The sequence below is a fragment of the Novosphingobium aquimarinum genome (assembly GCF_009746585.1).
Taxonomy (GTDB): domain Bacteria; phylum Pseudomonadota; class Alphaproteobacteria; order Sphingomonadales; family Sphingomonadaceae; genus Novosphingobium; species Novosphingobium aquimarinum.
The window spans coordinates 72,010-91,023 of sequence record NZ_WRPO01000001.1; the positions used below are offsets into that span (position 1 = coordinate 72,010).

20 protein-coding genes are annotated in these 19,014 nt (G+C 65.5%); 12 read left to right on the plus strand and 8 right to left on the minus strand.

The features are described 5' to 3' along the window. Positions 1 to 22: 22 nt before the first annotated feature. The gene (locus tag GQO94_RS00345; protein ID WP_156839159.1) at positions 23 to 1,189 is read right to left on the minus strand and encodes a penicillin-binding protein activator; all 1,167 of its coding nucleotides are present in this window, start codon (positions 1,187 to 1,189) and stop codon (positions 23 to 25) included. 41 nt (positions 1,190 to 1,230) lie between these two features. Here GQO94_RS00345 and rsmI point away from each other — a divergent pair, with 41 nt between their 5' ends. The 4 genes from rsmI to GQO94_RS00365 all read left to right on the plus strand — a co-directional run bounded on the left by rsmI (position 1,231) and on the right by GQO94_RS00365 (position 4,201). Continuing rightward, positions 1,231 to 2,058, plus strand: coding sequence for a 16S rRNA (cytidine(1402)-2'-O)-methyltransferase (gene rsmI, locus GQO94_RS00350; protein WP_156839160.1), 828 nt, complete (start codon positions 1,231 to 1,233; stop codon positions 2,056 to 2,058). 24 nt (positions 2,059 to 2,082) lie between these two features. After that, a complete protein-coding gene (locus GQO94_RS00355) occupies positions 2,083 to 2,445 on the plus strand; it encodes a YraN family protein (RefSeq protein WP_156839161.1) in 363 nt (120 codons plus the stop codon). A 154-nt stretch (positions 2,446 to 2,599) separates the two neighbouring features. Next, on the plus strand, positions 2,600 to 3,571 hold the full coding sequence (gene gshB / locus GQO94_RS00360) for a glutathione synthase (protein WP_156839162.1): 972 nt from the start codon (positions 2,600 to 2,602) through the stop codon (positions 3,569 to 3,571). A 24-nt stretch (positions 3,572 to 3,595) separates the two neighbouring features. Next, the gene (locus GQO94_RS00365) at positions 3,596 to 4,201 is read left to right on the plus strand and encodes a DedA family protein (RefSeq protein ID WP_198045727.1); all 606 of its coding nucleotides are present in this window, start codon (positions 3,596 to 3,598) and stop codon (positions 4,199 to 4,201) included. A gap of 4 nt (positions 4,202 to 4,205) precedes the next feature. Here the strand turns inward: GQO94_RS00365 and GQO94_RS00370 are convergent, their stop codons facing one another. From GQO94_RS00370 to rph, 4 genes are read right to left on the minus strand one after another with little or no spacing between them, the layout of a single operon-like run. Beyond that, positions 4,206 to 5,102, minus strand: coding sequence for a tyrosine recombinase XerC (locus tag GQO94_RS00370; RefSeq protein ID WP_156839163.1), 897 nt, complete (start codon positions 5,100 to 5,102; stop codon positions 4,206 to 4,208). Beyond that, positions 5,099 to 6,250, minus strand: a complete 1,152-nt coding sequence (gene hemW, locus GQO94_RS00375) for a radical SAM family heme chaperone HemW (protein ID WP_156839164.1) — start codon at positions 6,248 to 6,250, stop codon at positions 5,099 to 5,101. Before hemW ends, GQO94_RS00370 begins: the two co-directional genes overlap by 4 nt. A 10-nt stretch (positions 6,251 to 6,260) precedes the next feature. Further along, a complete protein-coding gene (rdgB, locus tag GQO94_RS00380) occupies positions 6,261 to 6,890 on the minus strand; it encodes an RdgB/HAM1 family non-canonical purine NTP pyrophosphatase (protein ID WP_156839165.1) in 630 nt (209 codons plus the stop codon). Further along, a complete protein-coding gene (rph, locus tag GQO94_RS00385) occupies positions 6,891 to 7,607 on the minus strand; it encodes a ribonuclease PH (RefSeq protein WP_156839166.1) in 717 nt (238 codons plus the stop codon). It abuts the gene before it with no gap. Positions 7,608 to 7,690: 83 nt separating this feature from the next. Between rph and hrcA the strand changes: the two genes are divergently transcribed. From hrcA to GQO94_RS00400, 3 genes are all read left to right on the plus strand, one after another. Continuing rightward, on the plus strand, positions 7,691 to 8,734 hold the full coding sequence (gene hrcA, locus GQO94_RS00390; RefSeq protein WP_156839167.1) for a heat-inducible transcriptional repressor HrcA: 1,044 nt from the start codon (positions 7,691 to 7,693) through the stop codon (positions 8,732 to 8,734). Positions 8,735 to 8,751: 17 nt separating this feature from the next. Next, on the plus strand, positions 8,752 to 9,324 hold the full coding sequence (grpE, locus tag GQO94_RS00395) for a nucleotide exchange factor GrpE (RefSeq protein WP_156839168.1): 573 nt from the start codon (positions 8,752 to 8,754) through the stop codon (positions 9,322 to 9,324). A gap of 149 nt (positions 9,325 to 9,473) precedes the next feature. Then, the gene (locus GQO94_RS00400; protein WP_156839169.1) at positions 9,474 to 9,737 is read left to right on the plus strand and encodes a YMGG-like glycine zipper-containing protein; all 264 of its coding nucleotides are present in this window, start codon (positions 9,474 to 9,476) and stop codon (positions 9,735 to 9,737) included. An 83-nt stretch (positions 9,738 to 9,820) separates the two neighbouring features. Here the strand turns inward: GQO94_RS00400 and GQO94_RS00405 are convergent, their stop codons facing one another. Together GQO94_RS00405 and GQO94_RS00410 are read right to left on the minus strand one after the other, a co-directional pair. Continuing rightward, positions 9,821 to 10,159 carry a hypothetical protein gene (locus GQO94_RS00405; RefSeq protein ID WP_332310803.1) on the minus strand — a complete coding sequence of 113 codons (339 nt, stop codon included), beginning with the start codon at positions 10,157 to 10,159 and terminating at the stop codon, positions 9,821 to 9,823. A 161-nt stretch (positions 10,160 to 10,320) separates the two neighbouring features. Then, positions 10,321 to 10,848, minus strand: coding sequence for a copper chaperone PCu(A)C (locus GQO94_RS00410; RefSeq protein ID WP_232332696.1), 528 nt, complete (start codon positions 10,846 to 10,848; stop codon positions 10,321 to 10,323). 191 nt (positions 10,849 to 11,039) lie between these two features. Here GQO94_RS00410 and dnaK point away from each other — a divergent pair, with 191 nt between their 5' ends. After that, positions 11,040 to 12,968, plus strand: coding sequence for a molecular chaperone DnaK (gene dnaK, locus GQO94_RS00415; RefSeq protein WP_156839171.1), 1,929 nt, complete (start codon positions 11,040 to 11,042; stop codon positions 12,966 to 12,968). Positions 12,969 to 13,046: 78 nt separating this feature from the next. Next, on the plus strand, positions 13,047 to 14,159 hold the full coding sequence (dnaJ, locus tag GQO94_RS00420) for a molecular chaperone DnaJ (RefSeq protein ID WP_156839172.1): 1,113 nt from the start codon (positions 13,047 to 13,049) through the stop codon (positions 14,157 to 14,159). Positions 14,160 to 14,171: 12 nt separating this feature from the next. Here dnaJ and GQO94_RS00425 read toward each other — a convergent pair whose 3' ends face one another. Next, a complete protein-coding gene (locus GQO94_RS00425) occupies positions 14,172 to 16,532 on the minus strand; it encodes a patatin-like protein (protein WP_156839480.1) in 2,361 nt (786 codons plus the stop codon). Positions 16,533 to 16,655: 123 nt separating this feature from the next. Between GQO94_RS00425 and radA the strand changes: the two genes are divergently transcribed. Genes radA through GQO94_RS00440 form a run of 3 tightly spaced genes read left to right on the plus strand, consistent with a single transcriptional unit; the run spans position 16,656 to position 18,978 of the window. Next, positions 16,656 to 18,023: a DNA repair protein RadA gene (radA, locus tag GQO94_RS00430; protein ID WP_156839173.1), complete on the plus strand. Its 1,368-nt coding sequence runs from the start codon at positions 16,656 to 16,658 to the stop codon at positions 18,021 to 18,023. Between the two features lie 11 nt (positions 18,024 to 18,034). Beyond that, a complete protein-coding gene (locus tag GQO94_RS00435) occupies positions 18,035 to 18,562 on the plus strand; it encodes a CvpA family protein (RefSeq protein ID WP_156839174.1) in 528 nt (175 codons plus the stop codon). After that, entirely contained in the window at positions 18,559 to 18,978 is a 420-nt protein-coding gene (locus GQO94_RS00440) for an iron-sulfur cluster assembly scaffold protein (RefSeq protein ID WP_156839175.1), read from the plus strand. The genes GQO94_RS00435 and GQO94_RS00440 overlap by 4 nt, the downstream gene beginning before the upstream one ends. Positions 18,979 to 19,014 lie beyond the last annotated feature (36 nt).

Consider the following 19,014-nt stretch of genomic DNA (forward strand, 5'->3'; position numbering starts at 1 on the left):
AAGCACGGCGTCGGTCTTATCCTCAGCGGCCGAATTTGGCAGGCGCCGGACTGATCACCGTGTTGCCCCCGGCGGTGACTTCGCGGACTTCGAAAGCCCGCTCGATCACGCCGTCGCGGCCGAAGCGGAACGGGCCGTCGAGCCCGAGAAAACCATCCGGATCGACCAGATTGCGCATCGGAAAGTCGGTCCCAGGCTTCCAGTTTTTGGCGACGCGCAGCGACAGCAGCACGGCATCGTAGCCGAGCGTCGCAATGCGATAGGGCTGCGAGCCGAAGCGCGAGCGGTAGCTCTTGGTGAACTGGCCGAAGTTGCGATCGCTGACCGCGGCATACCAGGCGCCGCGCAGCGCTGGCGAAGAGGTGACATCCTTCTCGCCGCTCCACAATTCCGTCCCGAGGAGGCGTGGCCCGGCATTGCCGGTGCCTTTAAGAACGGGCGCGGCGCGGGCGGACATCGAACCGCCATCGGCGATGAGCACGGCGTCATAGCCGCCTTTCTCCGCGAGGCGGCGCGCAGCGCTCGTCACCGAAGCGCCGCTGCGGTCGTAGGCTTCCATCGCCACGACGCTGCCGCCGCCCTGGCGCACGCTGGCCATCAGCGCATCGGAGGCGCGCTGCCCGTATTCGCCGCGAGGCACCAGCGCCCCGAAGGCGCGAATGCCGGTGCCGATCGCGTAGTCGATCGTTCGCGCGACCGACTGGCCGGGCAGGTTGCCCATGATGAAGACGTCGCGCTGCGCCGCGGTCTCATCGTTCGAGAACGAGATCATCGGGACGTTGGCGGGCCTTGCCGCCTTCACGACTTCGGGGACGTCGCTCGAAAGCAGCGGGCCGAGGATCAGCTTGTTGCCGTCCGCCACCGCGCGCCTAGCGGCGTCGGCGGGATTGATCGCGGTATCGTAGGTCGTGACGCGCAGGTTCTGCGCGTTCGTGTCGAGCACCGCCATCGTCGCGGCGTTAGCCAGCGATTGGCCAACCGCGGCATTGGACCCGCTCAACGGCACGAGCAGCGCGACGCGGTGGCGCTCGTTGTCGGTCGGCAGGGTGGTGGGGCTGGGCGCGGGAGCGGGCGCAGGGGCGGGCGGCGGCGCCTCGGTTGGGCCCTTGGGTATGACCGCGCAGGCGCCGAGCAACGCCATCGCCCCGGTCGCCAGAAGCTTGCGCCGATCCAGCCTCGATCCGAACATCACTTGCCGCTCCCCGTTAAATTAGGCCATGGCTGTCATCCATGGACGACCCTCTTTCGCCGGGCCTCTACTTGGTGGCAACCCCCATTGGCAATCTGGGAGATATCACCCGCCGCGCGGTCGAGGTTCTCGACCGGGTTTCGATCGTCGCATGCGAGGATACGCGGGTGACGGGCAAGCTGCTGCATCATCTCGGTTTGTCGAAGCGCATGATCCGCTACGATGACCACGCATCACCGCAGGATCGTGCGCGGCTGGTCGAGATCATGCGCAACGAGCCGGTCGCGCTGGTGAGCGACGCGGGGACGCCGCTCGTGTCCGATCCGGGGTACCGCCTGGTACGCACCGCGAGAGAAGAAGGCATTTCCGTGACGTCGTTACCGGGAGCCAGCGCTGCGGTGCTGGCCCTAACGCTTTCGGGTCTGCCCAACGATCGCTTCCTGTTCGCGGGGTTCCTCCCCGCGAAGGAAAAGGCGCGCGACGCCGAACTCAGGGAACTGGCCGGCCTGCGCGCGACGCTGATCTTCTACGAAACCGCACCGCGCATCGTTGCCGCGCTGGACGCCGTCGCGCGCGTCCTGCCGGGCCGCGAAATCGCCGTGGCGCGAGAACTCACGAAGAAATTCGAAGAATGCCGCAGCGGCAGCGCCGAGGACCTGAAAGCGCACTTCGAAGCCAAGCCCGCCAAAGGCGAGATCGTCCTGCTGATCGGCCCGCCGCCCGACGAAGCCGTAACCGCGATCGATGCCGAAGCGATGCTGCGCGAGGAATTGCGATACGCCAAGCCCTCCCAGGCAGCAGCGGCCGTGGCCAAGGCGACGGGGCTCGATCGAAAGTCCCTCTACGCGCGGGCGCTCGAACTCAAGTGACCACACCGTCGTGACGGCGCTGTCGTGACGGCCAGGCGCCATCGGGCCGAGCGGCAAGGGCGGAGAGCCGAAACCCTGTCGGCCTGGTACTTGCGACTTCAGGGCTGGCATATCGTCGGCCAGCGGGTCCGCACGCCGCGCGGGGAGATCGACATCGTCGCGCGGCGCGGCCGCACGGTCTGTTTCGTCGAGGTCAAATGGCGGCGCCGCGCCGAAGATCTCGATCTCGCGATCGATCCCTGGCGTCTGCGACGAGTCGAAGCGGCCGTCGAGGCCGTCGCACCGCGCTATGCCAGGCCCGACGACGATATCAGGATCGATGTTCTGCTGATCGCCCCATGGCGCTGGCCGCGCCGGATCAAGAATGCATCTCAATCCGGCGCGTGAAGCGATCGCAGGGGTGGAATGCCGCAGGGAAACGGCAGGAGGTTACGAGCGCTTCGGAGGAACTGTTCAGCGTCGGTGGAATTGGAAACTAGTCGCCGAACTCCTCTTTTCCCATTAAGCGGCGCCTAAGCAAAATCCTCGGGCTGGAATTGACATGAAACTGCGCATCGCGGTCCAGATGGACCCTATCGAAACGATCAACATCGCCGGCGATTCCTCGTTCGCGCTGATGCTGGCGGCCCAGGCCCGAGGGCATGAGGTCTTTCATTACGACGTCCGCACGTTGGCTTACGACAGCTCGTCGGGCGCGGCCGGGACCCTGACCGCGTGGGGCGCCCCCGTCACGGTGCGGCGCGAAGCAGGCAACCATTTCACCCGGGGGGAATACCGCCTGATCGATCTTGCGCGCGACATCGATGTCATCCTGATGCGGCAGGATCCGCCGTTCGACCTGGGGTACATCACCGGCACGCATCTGCTCGAACGGCTGGCCGGGCAGACGCTGGTGGTCAACGACCCGGTCTCGGTCCGCAACGCGCCCGAAAAGGTCTTCGTGCTCGATTTCGCACGGTTCATGCCGCCGACGTTCATCGCGCGCCGGATCGAAGACGTGCGTCGCTTCCATGCCGCGCATCCGGGCGAGCTGGTGGTCAAACCGCTGCACGGCAATGGCGGCAAGGCCGTGTTCCGCGTGCCTGCGGACGGCGCGAATCTGGGCGCGCTGACCGAGCTGTTCGGTCAGGTCTGGCCTGAACCGTTCATGGTCCAGCCCTTCCTTCCTTCCGTGAGCGAGGGCGACAAGCGCATCGTCCTGGTTGACGGCGAATTTGCCGGCGCCATCAACCGCAAGCCGGGGGAAGGTGAGTTTCGTTCCAACCTCGCCGTCGGCGGCTATGCCGAAGCGGCGACACTCACTTCACGGGAAGAAGAGATCTGTTCGGCGATGGGGCCGGAACTGCGCGCGCGCGGACTCGTTTTCGTAGGCATCGACGTGATAGGCGGACAATGGCTTACAGAAATCAACGTGACCTCGCCCACCGGCATCGTCGCAATCGACAAGTTCAACGGCACCGATACGGCCGCAGCGCTGATCGAAGCGTGCGAGCAGCGCCACGCCGCGATGTAGGCTTTTCATGGCGGGAATCCGGCCGTGCATGACTGGATCATCTCGCTGATCGGAAGCGGCGGCTACTGGGGCATTGCCCTGCTGATGGCCTTGGAAAACATCTTCCCGCCGATTCCTTCCGAGCTGATCATGGGCATCGGGGGCATTTCGGTCGCGCGCGGTACGATGACGATCGTGCCGCTGCTGATTGCCGGAACCGTCGGCGCGACGATCGGTAACTACGTGCTGTTCCTCGTTGCCTACAAGCTGGGGTACGAGCGCTTGCGACCTTTCGTCGACCGCCACGGACGCTGGCTGACGCTGGAATGGGACGATCTGCAGCGCGCCGCGCAGTTCTTTCACAAGCACGGCCAGTGGGTCGTGTTTCTATTCCGGTTCCTGCCGATTTTCCGCACCGTCGTGTCGATCCCCGCCGGCTTGGCGCGCATGAGCCATTGGCGGTTCCTGGTCTTCACCTTCTGCGGAGCGGCGATCTGGAATCTGGCGCTCATCAAGGCCGGCGAGTGGCTGGGACGCGCGTTTTCCGAACTGGAAACGTGGCTTGGCTACGCCACGATGGCCGTGCTGGTCGTGAGCGTGCTCGCCTACGTCTGGCGCGTGGTGCAATGGCAGCCGTCGAGCGCCAAATAAGGCTTCAGCCGCGCTCCCGGGGATGGGCATGGCGATACACGTCCAGCAGCGTGGCTGCGTCCACCTTGGTGTAGATCTGCGTCGAGCCGAGGCTGGCGTGGCCAAGCAATTCCTGCAGACTGCGCAAGTCGGCGCCCGCGCCCAACAGATGCGTCGCGAAGGAATGGCGCAGCGCATGCGGCGTCGCACTGGCCGGCAGACCGAGCGCGACGCGGGCGCGCGCCATCGCCTTTTGCACCATGCCTTGCGATAGCGGCCCACCCTTGGCGCCGCGAAACAGGGGCTCGTCGCGCACCAGTGGCCACGGACACTTCGCCAGATAGTCTGCCACGGCTTCGCGTGCGATGGGGAGCAGCGGCACTACGCGCTGTTTGCCGCCCTTGCCAAGCACCGTGATCGTTTCGCCCAGCGGGATAGCCGATCCGGGGATCGAGAGCGCTTCGCTGATCCGCATGCCGGCGCCGTAGAGCAGCAGCAGCACTGCCCGGTCGCGCGCGCCGATCCAGGGCTCGACGTTGTCTTCCTCGACTGCCAGCGCCAGGTTCACAGCCTCGTCGGGCGTGACGGGGCGCGGCAGGCCTTTCTTCACTCGCGGGCCGCGCATCCTCGGGCCTTGCACGTGATCGAGGCCGGCCATTTCGCGGGCGAAGGCGAGAAATCCCTTGAGCGCGGAGAGCTCGCGCGCCGCCGAAGGGTTGCCGAGGCCGTCCGCGCGGCGATCGGCCAAGTGCCGCCGCAAGTCGGCGACATCGAGCCGTGCGACACGGTTCCAGCTCGTCGTGTCGAGCGTGTCGAGCAAACGCGCGGCGGTCGCGACATAGGCGCGCACCGTGTGCGGACTGCGCCGCCGGCCCTGCGCCAGGTGATTGCCCCAGGCTTCCAGGAGATCGCCGCTGGTCACGCCAGCACGAGATCCGCGCGGACTAGTTCCGCCAACAGCGCATCGAGCAGCGACATTCCCGCCGGCGTCACGCCTAGCCGCGTGCCGTCGCGTTGCAGCAGGCCCTGCTGGGTGTAGAACGCGGCTTTGTCGTCATCGACCAGTTCGCTCGGGGCCAGCGCGAAGCGGTCCGCCAGCGCGGCAAGATCGATGCCTTCCGCGAGGCGCAGCCCCATCAGCAAGGACTCGGAGGCTTGCTCGCGCGGGACGAGCCCACGGTCTTCGCTGATGCCGTGGCCCTTGGCAGCCATGCTCGCGAGCCAGTTTTCGGGCTTGCGATGCCGCTGCGTCGCGACGCCGCCCCGCCGGCCATGCGCGCCGGGGCCGATGCCGCAATAATCCTGGTATCGCCAATAGGCGAGGTTGTGCCGGCTCTCCTCGCCGGGGCGGGCGTGATTGCTGATCTCGTAAGCGGGCAACCCTGCCGCCGCGGTCAGTTCGCGGGTGAGATCGAACAGATCCGCCGCGGCATCGTCGTCGAGCGGGACGAACGCGCCTTGGCGCGCGAGCGTGGCAAAGCGCGTGCCCGGCTCGATCGTCAACTGGTACAGCGAGAGGTGTCCCGTGCCGAGCGAGAGCGCGTGGCGGAGGTCCGCTTCCCACTGCGTGGGCGTGTGCTCGGGGAGCGCGTAGATGAGGTCGAACGACACGCGATCGAAATGGCGCTGCGCCACGTCCAGCGCCGCCAGACCTTCGCGCCCGTCGTGCAAGCGACCCAGGAAGCGTAGCGACGCGTCGTCAAAGGCTTGGAGGCCCAGCGAAGCGCGATTGATCCCGGCGCTGGCGAGCGCGGCGTAGTTTGCCGCCTCGACCGAAGAGGGATTGCCTTCCAGCGTGATCTCGCAGTTGTCGCAAAAACCCCAGAGCCGCTCGGCTTCGGCAAGCAATGCGTCGACGAGGGCAGGGGGCATCAGCGAGGGGGTGCCGCCGCCGAAGAACACACTGTCGAGCGGTTCCCCTGCCGCCACTTGCGCTTCGTGGCGCATGTCGGCGATCAGGGCCTCGCGCCATTGCGCCACGTCCACGCCTTGCCTGACATGGCTGTTGAAGTCGCAATACGGGCATTTCGCCAGGCAGAACGGCCAGTGGATGTAGAGCGCGCGGGCCATGGCGGCGACTCTAGCTGCCGAACTGCTCCGCGACCAGCTTTGCGAAGGCATCGGCGCGGTGGCTGATACGGTGCTTCTCTTCGGGATCGAGCTGCGCGAACGTGACGTCGCGGCCTTCGGGCACGAACACGGGATCGTAGCCGAAGCCCATCGTGCCACGCGGCGGCCAGGAATACGTGCCGTCGACGCGGCCTTCGTAGACCGCTTCCTCGCCATCGGGCCAGGCGATTGCGAGAGTGCAGGAAAACCAGCAGGCCCGGTCGGCATCCGGGCCGATCTCGCTGAGCAGGCCTTCGACTTTGCCCATCGCCATATACCAGTCGCGGCCTGCCGCACCTTCGAACCACTGCCGCTCGGCCCAATCGGCGGTGTAGACGCCCGGCCGCCCGTCGAGCGCGGCCACCGAGAGCCCGCTATCGTCCGCCAGAGCCGGGATCTGCGACGCTTTTGCCGCAGCATGCGCCTTGATCAGCGCATTCTCAACGAAAGTCGTGCCCGTCTCGGCGGGTTCGGGGAGGCCGAGGGCACCGGCGGACAAGCAATCGATGCCGTAAGGCGCCAGCAAGGCACCGATTTCCTTCAGCTTACCCGCGTTGTGCGTCGCGATGACGAGGCGGCCGCCCCCTAGCCTTCTGGTCATTTAGCGCCCGGTCGCTTTCGCCTGCTCGGCGAAAATCCGTTCGCAGCCGATCCGCGCGAGACGCAGCAGCCGCAGCAAGTTTTCCTCGTCGTAAGGCGCGCCTTCGGCCGTGGCTTGCGCTTCGGCGATCAGGCCGCCCTCGATCAGCACGAAGTTTGCGTCGGCATCGGCCGAGCTGTCTTCGATATAGTCGAGATCGAGCACCGGCGTGCCGTTGTGGATGCCACAGGAGATCGCGGCGACGCGGCCGGTGAGCGGGTCTTCCTTGATCTTGCCGTCGGCGATAAGCTTGTCGACCGCGAGCCGCAGCGCGACCCAGGCGCCCGAGATCGAAGCCGTGCGCGTACCGCCATCGGCCTGGATGACGTCGCAATCGAGCACGATCTGGCGTTCGCCCAGTTTCTTCATGTCGCAGATCGCGCGCAAGGAGCGACCGATAAGCCTCTGAATTTCCTGGGTGCGGCCCGACTGCTTGCCCTTGGCCGCTTCACGGCTGCCACGCGTGTGCGTCGCGCGCGGCAGCATCGAATATTCCGCCGTGACCCAGCCTTCGCCCTTGCCGCGCAGGAACGGGGGCACTTTCTCCTCGACCGACGCAGTGACCAGCACCCGCGTATCGCCGAAGGAGATCAGCACTGATCCTTCCGCATGCTTGGTAAAACCGGTCTGAATTTCGATGGCGCGCATCTCGTCGGGCGCGCGGCCTGATGGTCGCATGAAGCTGTCCTGTATTGATTGTGGCCCGTGCCCCTTCGCGCATTGCCCTTGAGGCTGCAAGAGCGATGCTTAAGTTGCACGCGATGTCAGGCCCACCGCTTACCGAACTCAACGATCGCGCGCGCGCGATTTTCCGCCTCGTTGTCGAGGGGTACCTGACGACCGGGCAGCCGGTCGGCTCGAAGACGCTGGCAGGAGCGAGCGGGCTGGCGCTGTCGTCCGCGACGATCCGCTCGGTGCTCGCCGATCTCGAGCGTAACGGCTTGCTCGCTGCGCCGCATACGAGTGCAGGGCGGATGCCGACCGAGAGCGGCTTGCGGCTCTTCGTCGATGGCATGATGCAGATGACCGAACCCACGCGGGAAGAGCGGGCCGTGATCGAAAGCCGCCTTTCCGAGCCGGGGCCGATCGAGGCCGCGCTGGAAGCGACCAGCGCCATTCTCTCCGATCTTTCCGCCTGCGCCGGCGTCGTCATGGTGCCCAAGCGCGAATCGCGGATCACGCAGCTTTCGCTGGTGCCGATCGCGGCGAATCGGGTGCTGGCCGTGCTGGTCGGTACCGACGGCAACGTCGAAAATCGCATCGTCGAGCTTTCCGCCCCGCCGCGCCCCGGCGCGCTGGAAGAAGCGTCGAACTACATCACCGCGCATCTTTCGGGCCGGACTCTGGCCGAAGCCGCCAAAGCGATGCGCGAAAATCTGTCTTCCGGCCGGTCGGCCTTGGACGAAGCCAGTCGCGACCTGGTCGAACGAGGGCTGGCCGTGTGGAGCACGGATGCCACGGACCGCCCCGTGCTGATCGTGCGCGGGCAGGCAAACTTGTTGGACGAAGCGGCGATCGTCGACATCGAGCGGGTGCGCTCGCTGATCGACGATCTCGAAAGCAAGCAATCGGTGTCCGAACTTCTCGACATGGCGCGCGAGGCGCAATCGGCGCGCATTTTCATCGGCGCGGAGAACCGGCTTTTCGCGCTTTCGGGCAGTTCGGTGATCGCCTCGCCGTTCCGCGATCGCAGCGGAAGTGTCGTCGGCGTTGTCGGCGTGATCGGACCAACTCGGTTGAACTATGCGCGAGTCGTCCCCATGGTGGATTTCACCGCCCAGAGCCTGGGCAAGCTCATCGGATAAGTTGGAACCAGCAGGACATGACGGAAGACAATACCAAGCCGCAGGACGATCCGGCGGTCGCCGAGGAATTAAAAGGCGTTCCCGAGGATCTCGTGGAAGGAACCGAAAAGGTCGAAGTGGGCGGCGAGCTGGCGCGGCTCAAGGACGAGCTCGACGCCGCCAAGCAGGAAGTGCTTTATGCGCGCGCCGAGACACAGAACGTGCGCCGCCGGCTCGAAAAGGACATCGCCGATTCGCGCACATATGCAGCGACAAGCTTCGCGCGGGACATCCTGTCGGTCGCCGATAACCTGTCGCGCGCACTGACCGCGATTCCCGATGAAATGCGCGAGGACGAGAAGATGAAGGGCCTCGTCGCGGGCATCGAGGCCACGGGACGCGAGATCGACAAGGTTTTCACCGCGCACGGCATTACCCGCATCGCCGCGATGGGCCTCCCGCTCGACCCCAATCAGCATCAGGCCATGCTCGAAATCCCGTCGAACGACACCGAGCCCGGGACTGTGGTTCAGGAATTGCAGGCCGGCTACATGATCAAGGACCGCTTGCTCCGTCCCGCGATGGTGGCGGTCGCGAAGAAGCCGGATTGAGCCATTCGCCGCCGGCGTTCCGGATCTGTAGACCCCGACTGACGACGGGCAGAGCTTAGGCAGGGATAGGTCGTTCACCGAAGCCGGGAACAATTTCGTCGGGACATCCGTTGCATAGCGACAAATTCAGATTCCCGACGGAGATATTCATGCGCAAGCTCATCGTTCCCATCCTCGCCGCAGGCGCGCTTTCGCTCGGCGGCTGTGCCAGCAACTATTCGGGCGAAGGCGCTCTGGCCGGCGGCGCGCTTGGCGCGGGTGTCGGTGCCGTGACCGGTGGCGACGTCGGTACGGGTGCCGCGATCGGTGCAGCAGCTGGCGCCGCGGTCGGCTCGCAGGTCAAGAAGGATAAGAACGGCGGCTGCTATCGCTACGACCGTTACGGCGATCGCTATTACGATCGCGATTGCTGAGGTTTAGCCGCCTTTAGTCACGAAGGGCGCGTCCGGTTGGGCGCGCCCTTTTTGCATGGGGCTGAAGTATACCCGAGCGCGGATCAGCGCGGCGGGCCGAAGGGAATGATCCCGCGATAGCTCTCGCGCGGCGGCGCCCCCGAAACGTGCATCCCCCGATCGAGCAGGAAGACGTGGCGGACGATCTCGGCCTGCTGTTCGATCCCGTAGCGATCGAGCCGCCATCCCGGCCGCAGGGTGTAGTCGTACCGGCACAGGGGATGGCGCATGAGCGGAAGGTACCAGGTCCCCCGCCGCTGCGACTGCCAGACATGCGTCATCTCGTGGACGAACAGCCCTTGCAGCGCGAGCGACGCATGCGCGAAGTCGTCGCAATAGGACGCATTGCGCGGGTGGAAATGGACATGCCCGGTCGGCGCCATGAGCGTATCGACCGGTTGGAACGGGAACCAGCGCCGCCGTTTGACGCGAACGGGGGCATAATCGACCGAGTCGCCGAAGACCGAGCGCAGCAGGTCGACCTCGCCGCCCGTCAGCGACCGATCGCCGCCTGCCGGGCAGGCCGCGACGCTCTCAGGCCCGCTCAGTGGCTACCCTCGTGATCCATGCCGGCCATGCCCTGCATCCCGCTGCCGATCGCTTCGATCTTGATCGGCATTGAAAGCTTGTCGCCGCCAGTAAATGTCAGTGTCATTTCCGCGGCACCGCCGGGGACCAGCGCCGGGTCGATGTCGAACGCCATCACGTGCAAGCTGCCCGGTGCGAACGTGACGTCCTTGCCGGGCTCGACCGGGACAGCGTCCACCGGCTTCATCGAACCGCCGATCGTGTTGTGCATTTCCGCCCGGCCGACGCCGTCGATGTGCACTGCGGCGATATCGACGTTCCTGGCCGAGCCATTGTGCAGCACGAAATAGGCGACGCCCGGGCGCCCTTCGACCGCGGGCAGCACGAGCCGCCCGTCGCCACCAACGAGACCCGGCTTGGCATCGGGCATCGGGGCCACGGTTTCGCTCTCGGCAGGGGCGGGCGCTTCGGACTGCTGGCACGCGCCAAGCGCGAGAACGAGGCTGGCACAAAGCAGAAATTGCGCGGTGTTCGGGCGGTACACGCTTGGGGAATCCTTTCGTTCGACCCTCGTCGGGACGGCGCGACTAATGCCGCGCTGCGGCACTTGTGCCAAGCAAAACGTCTCCTATATCGCCGGTCGACGACTTGGAACGTCATCGAGCCGCCAAGCCGCCTTGCCGTTGCGGGAGGCGATCCGTGCGGTGTCTTTAACTGACGTGAGGAATGGGGATAATGGCAAAAGTAATCGGTATCGACCTCGGCACGACCAACAGCTGCGTTTCGGTAATGGACGGCGGCAAGCCCAAGGTTATCGAAAATTCGGAAGGTGCGCGCACAACGCCCTCGATCGTCGCTTTCACCAAGGATGGTGAGCGCCTGATCGGGCAGCCGGCCAAGCGCCAGGCGGTGACCAATCCGGATAATACGGTTTTCGCGGTGAAGCGCCTCATCGGCCGCCGCTTCGACGACCCCATGACCAAGAAGGACATGGAGCTCGTCCCGTACAACATTACCAAGGGCAAGAACGGCGACGCGTGGGTCAATGCCGGCGGCGAAGACTATTCGCCCAGCCAGATCAGCGCGTTCATCCTGCAGAAGATGAAGGAAACCGCCGAGAGCTATCTTGGCGAGACCGTCACGCAGGCCGTTATCACGGTTCCCGCCTACTTCAACGACGCGCAGCGCCAGGCGACCAAGGACGCCGGCCAGATCGCGGGCCTCGAAGTGCTGCGCATCATCAACGAGCCGACCGCGGCCGCGCTGGCCTATGGCCTCGAGAAGAACGACGGCAAGACCATCGCGGTCTATGACCTTGGCGGTGGCACCTTCGACATCTCTATCCTCGAGATCGGCGACGGCGTTTTTGAAGTGAAGTCGACCAACGGCGACACGTTCCTGGGCGGTGAGGACTTCGACACCAAGCTGGTGGAATGGCTCGCGGACAAGTTCAAGGCCAAGGAGAACATGGATCTCCGCACCGACAAGCTTGCTCTGCAGCGCCTGAAGGAGGCGGCCGAGAAGGCCAAGATCGAACTGTCGAGCACGGCTTCGACCGAGATCAACCTGCCCTTCATCACCGCGCGCATGGAAGGCGGCAGCACCACGCCGCTGCACCTCGTCGAGACCGTGACTCGCGCCGACCTCGAAAAGATGGTCGCCGACCTGATCAAGCGCACGATCGAGCCCTGTAAGAAGGCGCTTGCCGATGCCGGCGTCTCGGCTTCCGAGATCGACGAAGTCGTGCTCGTGGGCGGCATGACCCGCATGCCCAAGGTCCGCGAGACGGTGAAGGACTTCTTCGGCAAGGAACCGCACACCGGCGTGAATCCGGATGAGGTGGTTGCCATGGGCGCCGCGATCCAGGCCGGCGTGCTGCAGGGCGACGTCAAGGACGTGCTGCTGCTCGACGTGACCCCGCTTTCGCTGGGTATCGAAACGCTGGGCGGCATCATGACCAAGATGATCGATCGCAACACGACGATCCCGACCAAGAAGAGCCAGGTCTACTCGACCGCCGAGGACAACCAGCAGGCGGTGACGATCCGCGTGTTCCAAGGCGAGCGTGAGATGGCTTCGGACAACAAGCTGCTTGGCCAGTTCGATCTCGTCGGCATTCCGCCGGCACGTCGCGGCGTGCCGCAGATCGAAGTCACGTTCGACATCGACGCCAACGGCATCGTCAACGTTTCGGCCAAGGACAAGGGCACTGGCAAGGAACAGCAGATCCGCATCCAGGCTTCGGGCGGTCTTTCGGACAACGACATCGAACAGATGGTCCAGGATGCCGAAAAGTTCGCCGAGGAAGACAAGAAGCGGCGCGAATCGGCCGAAGCGCGTAACAACGCTGACAGCCTCGTCCATGCGACCGAGCAGCAGATTGCCGAACACGGCGACAAGATCGACGCTGGCCTTAAGTCGGACGTCGAGGCCGCGATCGCCGCGACCAAGACGGCGATCGAAAGCAACGACACCGCCGAGATCACGGCCAAGTCGCAGGCGCTGACCGAAGTCGCGATGAAGATGGGCCAGGCTATCTACGAGAAGGAGCAGGCCGCCGGCGCGTCGCCCGAAGGTGATGCAGGCGCGGCGAATGCCTCGGCCGGCGCCGACGAGGACGTCGTCGATGCCGAGTTCTCCGAAGTCGACGAGAACAAGGGCTGACGGACCTGATGAAAACCGAAGCCGCCACCGGTGAACACCTCACCGGTGGCGGCCAGGTTCTCATGAGGGGTGGATAACGTGGCTGCTACTGAAATCGATTTTTACGAGCTGCTCGAAGTCGAGCGGACGGCGGACGACAAGACGATCAAGTCCGCCTACCGCAGGCTGGCGATGCGCTATCATCCGGACAAGAATCCGGGCTGTGCCGAATCCGAAGCGCGTTTCAAAGCGATCAGTGTCGCTTACGACTGCCTGAAGGATCCGCAGAAGCGCGCGGCGTACGACCGTTATGGCCACGCCGCGTTCTCGCAAGGCGGCGGTGGTGGCGGTGGCGCGGAATTCAGCGACATCGGCGACATCTTCGAATCCATTTTCGGCAGCGCGTTCGGCGGTGGCGGGCGCCAGCAGGCCCGTCGCGGCGCCGATCTGCGCTACGACATGGAAATCTCGCTCGACGAGGCGTTCCATGGCAAGCGCGCCGAACTGACCATCGAAGTCTCTCAGACCTGTGAGCCGTGCAGCGGATCGGGCGCCGAGCCCGGCACTGGGAAGCGCCGCTGCAACATGTGCGCCGGCCACGGCAAAGTCCGCGCGCAGCAGGGCTTTTTCGTGGTCGAGCGCACGTGTCCGACTTGCCACGGCCGAGGCGAGATCATCGAGACACCCTGCAGGGTTTGTCGCGGCGAGGGCCGGGTCGATGAGCCTCAGCAGATCGAAGTCAATGTGCCGCCGGGCGTCGATTCGGGCACGCGCATTCGCGTCTCGGGCAAGGGCGAGGCAGGGCCGTACGGCGCTCCGCCGGGCGACCTCTATATTTTCCTGCATGTTGCGCGCCACGCGATGTTCGAGCGCGAGGGAACGACACTCGTCACGCGCGTCCCGGTGACATTCACCACCGCAGCGCTTGGCGGATCGATCGAGATTCCCGGGATCGACGGCGAACGGATCGAGCTGGACATTCCCTCCGGCATCCAGTCGGGCAAGCAATTGCGCCGGCGCGGGCAGGGCATGCCAGTGCTGCAGGGCCGAGGGCGTGGCGATCTCGTGATCGAGATCACCGTGGAAACCCCCACTCGCCTTTCCGCGCGGCAGAAGGAAATCCTGCGCGAATTCCAGGAAACCGAGACCGGTGAAGAGTGTCCGGAGAGCCTGGGCTTCTTCGAGCGTCTGAAAGGCGTTTTCGGAAGCTAGGCCTAACCGGCGTTATCGCCCCGGGTTATGGTCTTCCGATCGAGTGTCCGCTTCGCGCCGCGCGGCGATCTCCCGACGGAGTCTGGAGATGAGTTGCGGATCGGCTTGCAACCGGTCCTGCTCTTCATCGAGGATCGCCACGAAGGCCTCATCGCGGAACGCCGCTTTGGCAGTCTCGGGCATGGGTTCCGGCTCGATCATCGAGCAGATCAGATCGATCATCCGTTCGGCTCCGTGCAATCGCCCCCACAAGTAATCGTTCTCGCGATAGGCGCGCGAGAAGAAGGCGCCGAAATTGTGGAACTCGACTCCGCGCAACGTCGCATTCGCGCCGCCGCCGCGGATCGCATTGCAATCCTCGGGCGAAATGCGGTCGACCTTGATGCGGTTGAACTCGTTGAAGGCCTCGCCGCGCAGCAGCGGCAGCGTGACGGTGTCGTAGAACGGAAACCCGAGATAGCCCAGCAGTAGCCGCCGCCGGAACGGAACCGGAAGCTCGGCGAACAGGTCCGCCAGCAGGCTATCGACTTGCGCATCGGCCTCGGCGAGCGCGCGTGTGTGGGCGATGCGGCCCAGGATCACTTCGGGATAGGTAAACACACCCGAGGCAAGCTCGCCGAAGTCCTTCCCGAGGCGGGACGAGAGCTGCCGGTCGAGGTACATCGCAAGCGCTCGGTACACGACATCGCGCGCGTGATCGCGCATCGCCTCGGTCGCCTCGTCGTCCTCTTCGCGTTCGGTCGTTATCAGCCGAGCAAGAACGCGCAGGCGTCGCACGCGGTATTCAAGATCGAACTCGCGAAAGAACGCGATCGCATTTCCGGGGGCCCCGCCGCGCAACGACGACATCCGGTCCAGCCCCGTCGTGGCGAGATGGCGATGGAGCCGCTTGGCCACCATGGCGGACGACGCCTTCGACCGTGCCGGCATGGCATCGGCAATCGTGCTCGCGAGATCCTCGACGATCATCGCATACTTGAGCTGCGCATAGCCATGGAAGGCGTATCCTGCCTTCTCCCATGCCGCGACCTGGGCTTTGGACCGCCATGCCGCGAGCCGCCGCGGCGTGGGGCGATCGAGGAACAGCGTTCGGCCGAAGAGCCGGCCGACGGTCTCCTCCACTTCGGGCCGCACCGCATCGATGACGGAGCGCAACATCGCCACTTCCTCGGACTTGCGTTCGAGCGCCTCCAGATTGTCGTGGATCGGCTGCGTGCGCGGGATCGAAGACAGCGAACCGAAGATCGTCGAAAAGAACCCGGGTACGCGCGCCGCCGCCGGCGCAGCGTCGGTCTCCGCAGGGCTTTTCGGCACGGGGTCGATATAGACAAAGCGCCGATCCACCTCGCGATGCGCGGGACGATCGCGCAGCACGGCGATCGCATCGGCAAACGGGGCATTCACCAGCACGGACCCATCGATCAGCGCGACGTGTTCGACGTCGTTGCTGCGCACGTGCTCGGGCATGATCCGTTCGAGAAACGCCCCGCGAGATGGCCATTCCGCCTCGACATCGCGCACCATCCGATCGATCTCATTGACCATCAGCGGAGGAAAAGCGCCGGGAAAGCTCGCCGTCGCGCGAGCGGCGAACACCAGTTCTGGGCGAGGCGCCAAGGGCGCTCCGCCTCCCTCGGGCGTTGCCGCGCGGAAGCCGATCGTCAGCCGGTGTTCGCTTTCGAGGACCAGTGGCGGGCTGTTGAGCCGCAGCGGCTGCAGACGACCGGTAAAGTCGGTGGTCGTCACGAAGAGGTCGATCGGGTGGCCGGGCGGGAGCAGGGGAACAGTTGCGGGAGTGTCGGCCATCGCATCGAGAGCGGAACGAATGAGGTGCGAAAAGCCGAGGCCGCTGAAGGGCGGCTCGAACCAGCGCGAGCGGATCAGCCGCGACAGCTTTTCCCGCACTTCCGCTTCGGTCTCCGGCGCCACCGATTGGCTGACGTCGCCCCCCGGTCGATTGAGCAGGTAGTTCACCAGCGGCGCAGCCCAGAACTTCGCACCGCGCGAGCCCGGCTTCGCCTCGGGATCGAGCAGAACATCGACATCGGCCTGCTCCAGCCAAAGATCGGTCAGAGGCTCGAGCGATTGCCCCGAGTGGATTGCCTGGGCCAGGAACACGGAGTTAATTCCGCCCGCACTCGCGCCGGCGACGATATCCGTCAGGACGCGCAACCGCAGGCCGTAATCGTCACGCAGGGTCTCGAGCAGGCGGGCATAGACGCCCTGAACCCCGGACGGCGCAGACTCGCCCGACCATGCGGTCTGGCTTGCGCGGAGCACTTTCCACAGCTCCTTGGTGACGCCGTGCATGTAGACCGCGAGGCTGATTCCCCCGTAGCACACGAGCGCGATCCGCAGTTCCTTCTGCCGCATACCTGCGGATTGGCAGAGACACGCGCGTCTGGCCACCCCGCGAAACGCCTTCAACGACATGTCGTCTCGAAGGCGGCGGCGCGCTGGCCTTGCGTTCCGTATATGTTCTGGCTATCGAGGCGCATGGCCAAGCCCAAGCGTCGATTTTCCTGTCAGGCCTGCGGCAGCGTGAGCACGCGCTGGCAGGGCCAATGCGCCGATTGCGCCGAATGGAACACGCTCGTCGAAGACGTGCCGCAGACCGTTTTTTCGGCCAAGCACCACCTTTCGAGCGGAGGGCGCGCGATTCAGTTCGAGGCGCTCGATGCGCCTTCGGAACCCTTGCGGCGGCGGGGCAGCGGGCTCGCGGAATTCGACCGCGCCCTGGGTGGCGGGCTCGTGCCGGGCTCGGCGATCCTGATGGGCGGAGACCCCGGCATCGGCAAATCGACGCTGCTGCTCCAGGCGGCGGCGCATGTCGTGCGGGCGGGGGGGGTCGCGGTCTACGTCAGCGGGGAAGAAGCCGCCGCGCAAGTGCGCATGCGCGCCGATCGGCTCGAGGTTTCCGATGCGCCGCTTCGGCTCGCCGCCGCGACTTCGGTGCGCGATATCCTGACGACGCTCGGCGAAATGGCGCCGCCCGCGCTGCTGGTGATCGATTCGATCCAGACCATGCATTCGGACCAGATCGAAGGTGCGCCCGGAACCGTCAGCCAGGTGCGCGGCTGTGCGTTCGAGCTGATTCGGTACGCCAAGGAGAACGGCGTCGCGCTGGTGCTGGTCGGGCACGTCACCAAGGATGGCTCGATCGCCGGGCCGCGGGTGCTCGAACACATGGTCGACGTAGTGATGAGCTTCGAAGGCGAGCGCAGCCATCAGTATCGGATCCTGCGCAGCATCAAGAACCGCTTCGGCCCGGTCGACGAGATCGGCGTGTTCGCGATGGAAGGCAGCGGCCTTGCGGAAGTCGGCAATCCCTCGATGCTGTTCCTCTCCGGCCGCGAGGATTCGGTCGCAGGCAGCGCAGTCTTCCCGGCGATGGAAGGCACGCGGCCTGTGCTGGTCGAAGTGCAAGCGCTGATCGTTCGGTTGCAGAGCGGCGCGACGCCGCGCCGTGCCGTCGTGGGCTGGGACAGCGGGCGCCTCGCAATGCTGCTCGCGGTGCTGGAATCGCGCTGCGGCCTCAGCTTTTCCAGCGCGGAAGTCTACCTCAACGTGGCGGGGGGCTATCGCCTCGCCGATCCGGCTGCCGATCTCGCGGTGGCGGCGGCGCTGGTGTCGGCCATGGGCGACAAACCGCTGCCGGCGAACACGGTGTGGTTCGGCGAAGTATCGCTCGCGGGCGAGATCCGGCCGGTCGCGCATGCCTCGATCCGACAGCGCGAAGCGGCCAAGCTTGGCTTTTCGCGGGCTTGTGGGCCCGCCGGTCCGAACGCGCCGGAGCGCAGCGCGAACTATGTCGGCATCGATCTTCTGCCGAAGCTCGTTGACCGCATTTTGGCAAACGCATAATTCAGCCGGAAATGACTGGTCTTGATATTGCCGTTTTCCTGTTCGTCGGGGTTGGCGCCGTCTCCGGCTTCTTCCGTGGCTTCGTTCAGGAGGTTCTCGGCCTCGCCGCCTGGTTTCTCGCGATCGTCGCGATCCGGTATGGGCATACGCCGCTGACCGAAGCGCTCGAATCGACCACCGGCACGGCGTCGGGTGCAGCCGTGCTGGCTTTCGCGATCCTGCTCCTCGTGCCCTATCTACTGGTGAAGTTCCTTTCGCGCTGGGCCGGGCAGCGCAGCCGAAAATCCGTTCTGGGTCCGATCGATCGGGTTCTCGGCCTCGGGTTTGGCGGGATCAAGGGGGTGATCATCATCGTGCTGGCCTTCTCGGTCCTGGTACTGGCCTACGATACGATCTGGGGCGTGGGTGGTCGGCCGGATTGGATCCGGCAGGCCCGCACCTATCCTTTCGTCAATGCCGCGAGCGAGGCGATGGTGACGATGATTTCCGAGCGGCGCGAGGAAATGCGCGCCGCCGAACAAGCGCCGCCGACCTCATGAACGCGACTGTCCTCTACACGCCTCCGGTCCTTGCCCTCGCCACTGGTCTTTCGGCATGGCCCTGGGATGACGAGCTGACGATCGCGGCAGAAACGCGGTCGCGCGCCTGCGGGAGCACGCTCAAGCTCGGGATCGATCTCGATAGCGAAGGCCGCGTCGCCAGGCTGGGCCTGCGCTGTCAGGCCTGCGCTATCGGCCAAGCAGCCGCGGCGATCTTCGCCGGAGCCGCCGAAGGTCGCACGCTCGATGCGATCGTGCGCGACGGCGAAGCGATCGCCCGGTGGCTTGCAGGATCTGACGAGATGCCCGACTGGCCCGGGCTCGAAGTGATCGCACCTGCTGCTGCCTATCCCGGTCGGCATGGGGCGATCATGCTGCCGTGGAATGCCGCAGCGGCCTTGCTTCCCACCGCCTGAGCATAACGCTAAGGCTTCGATAGCAACGGGGGAAGG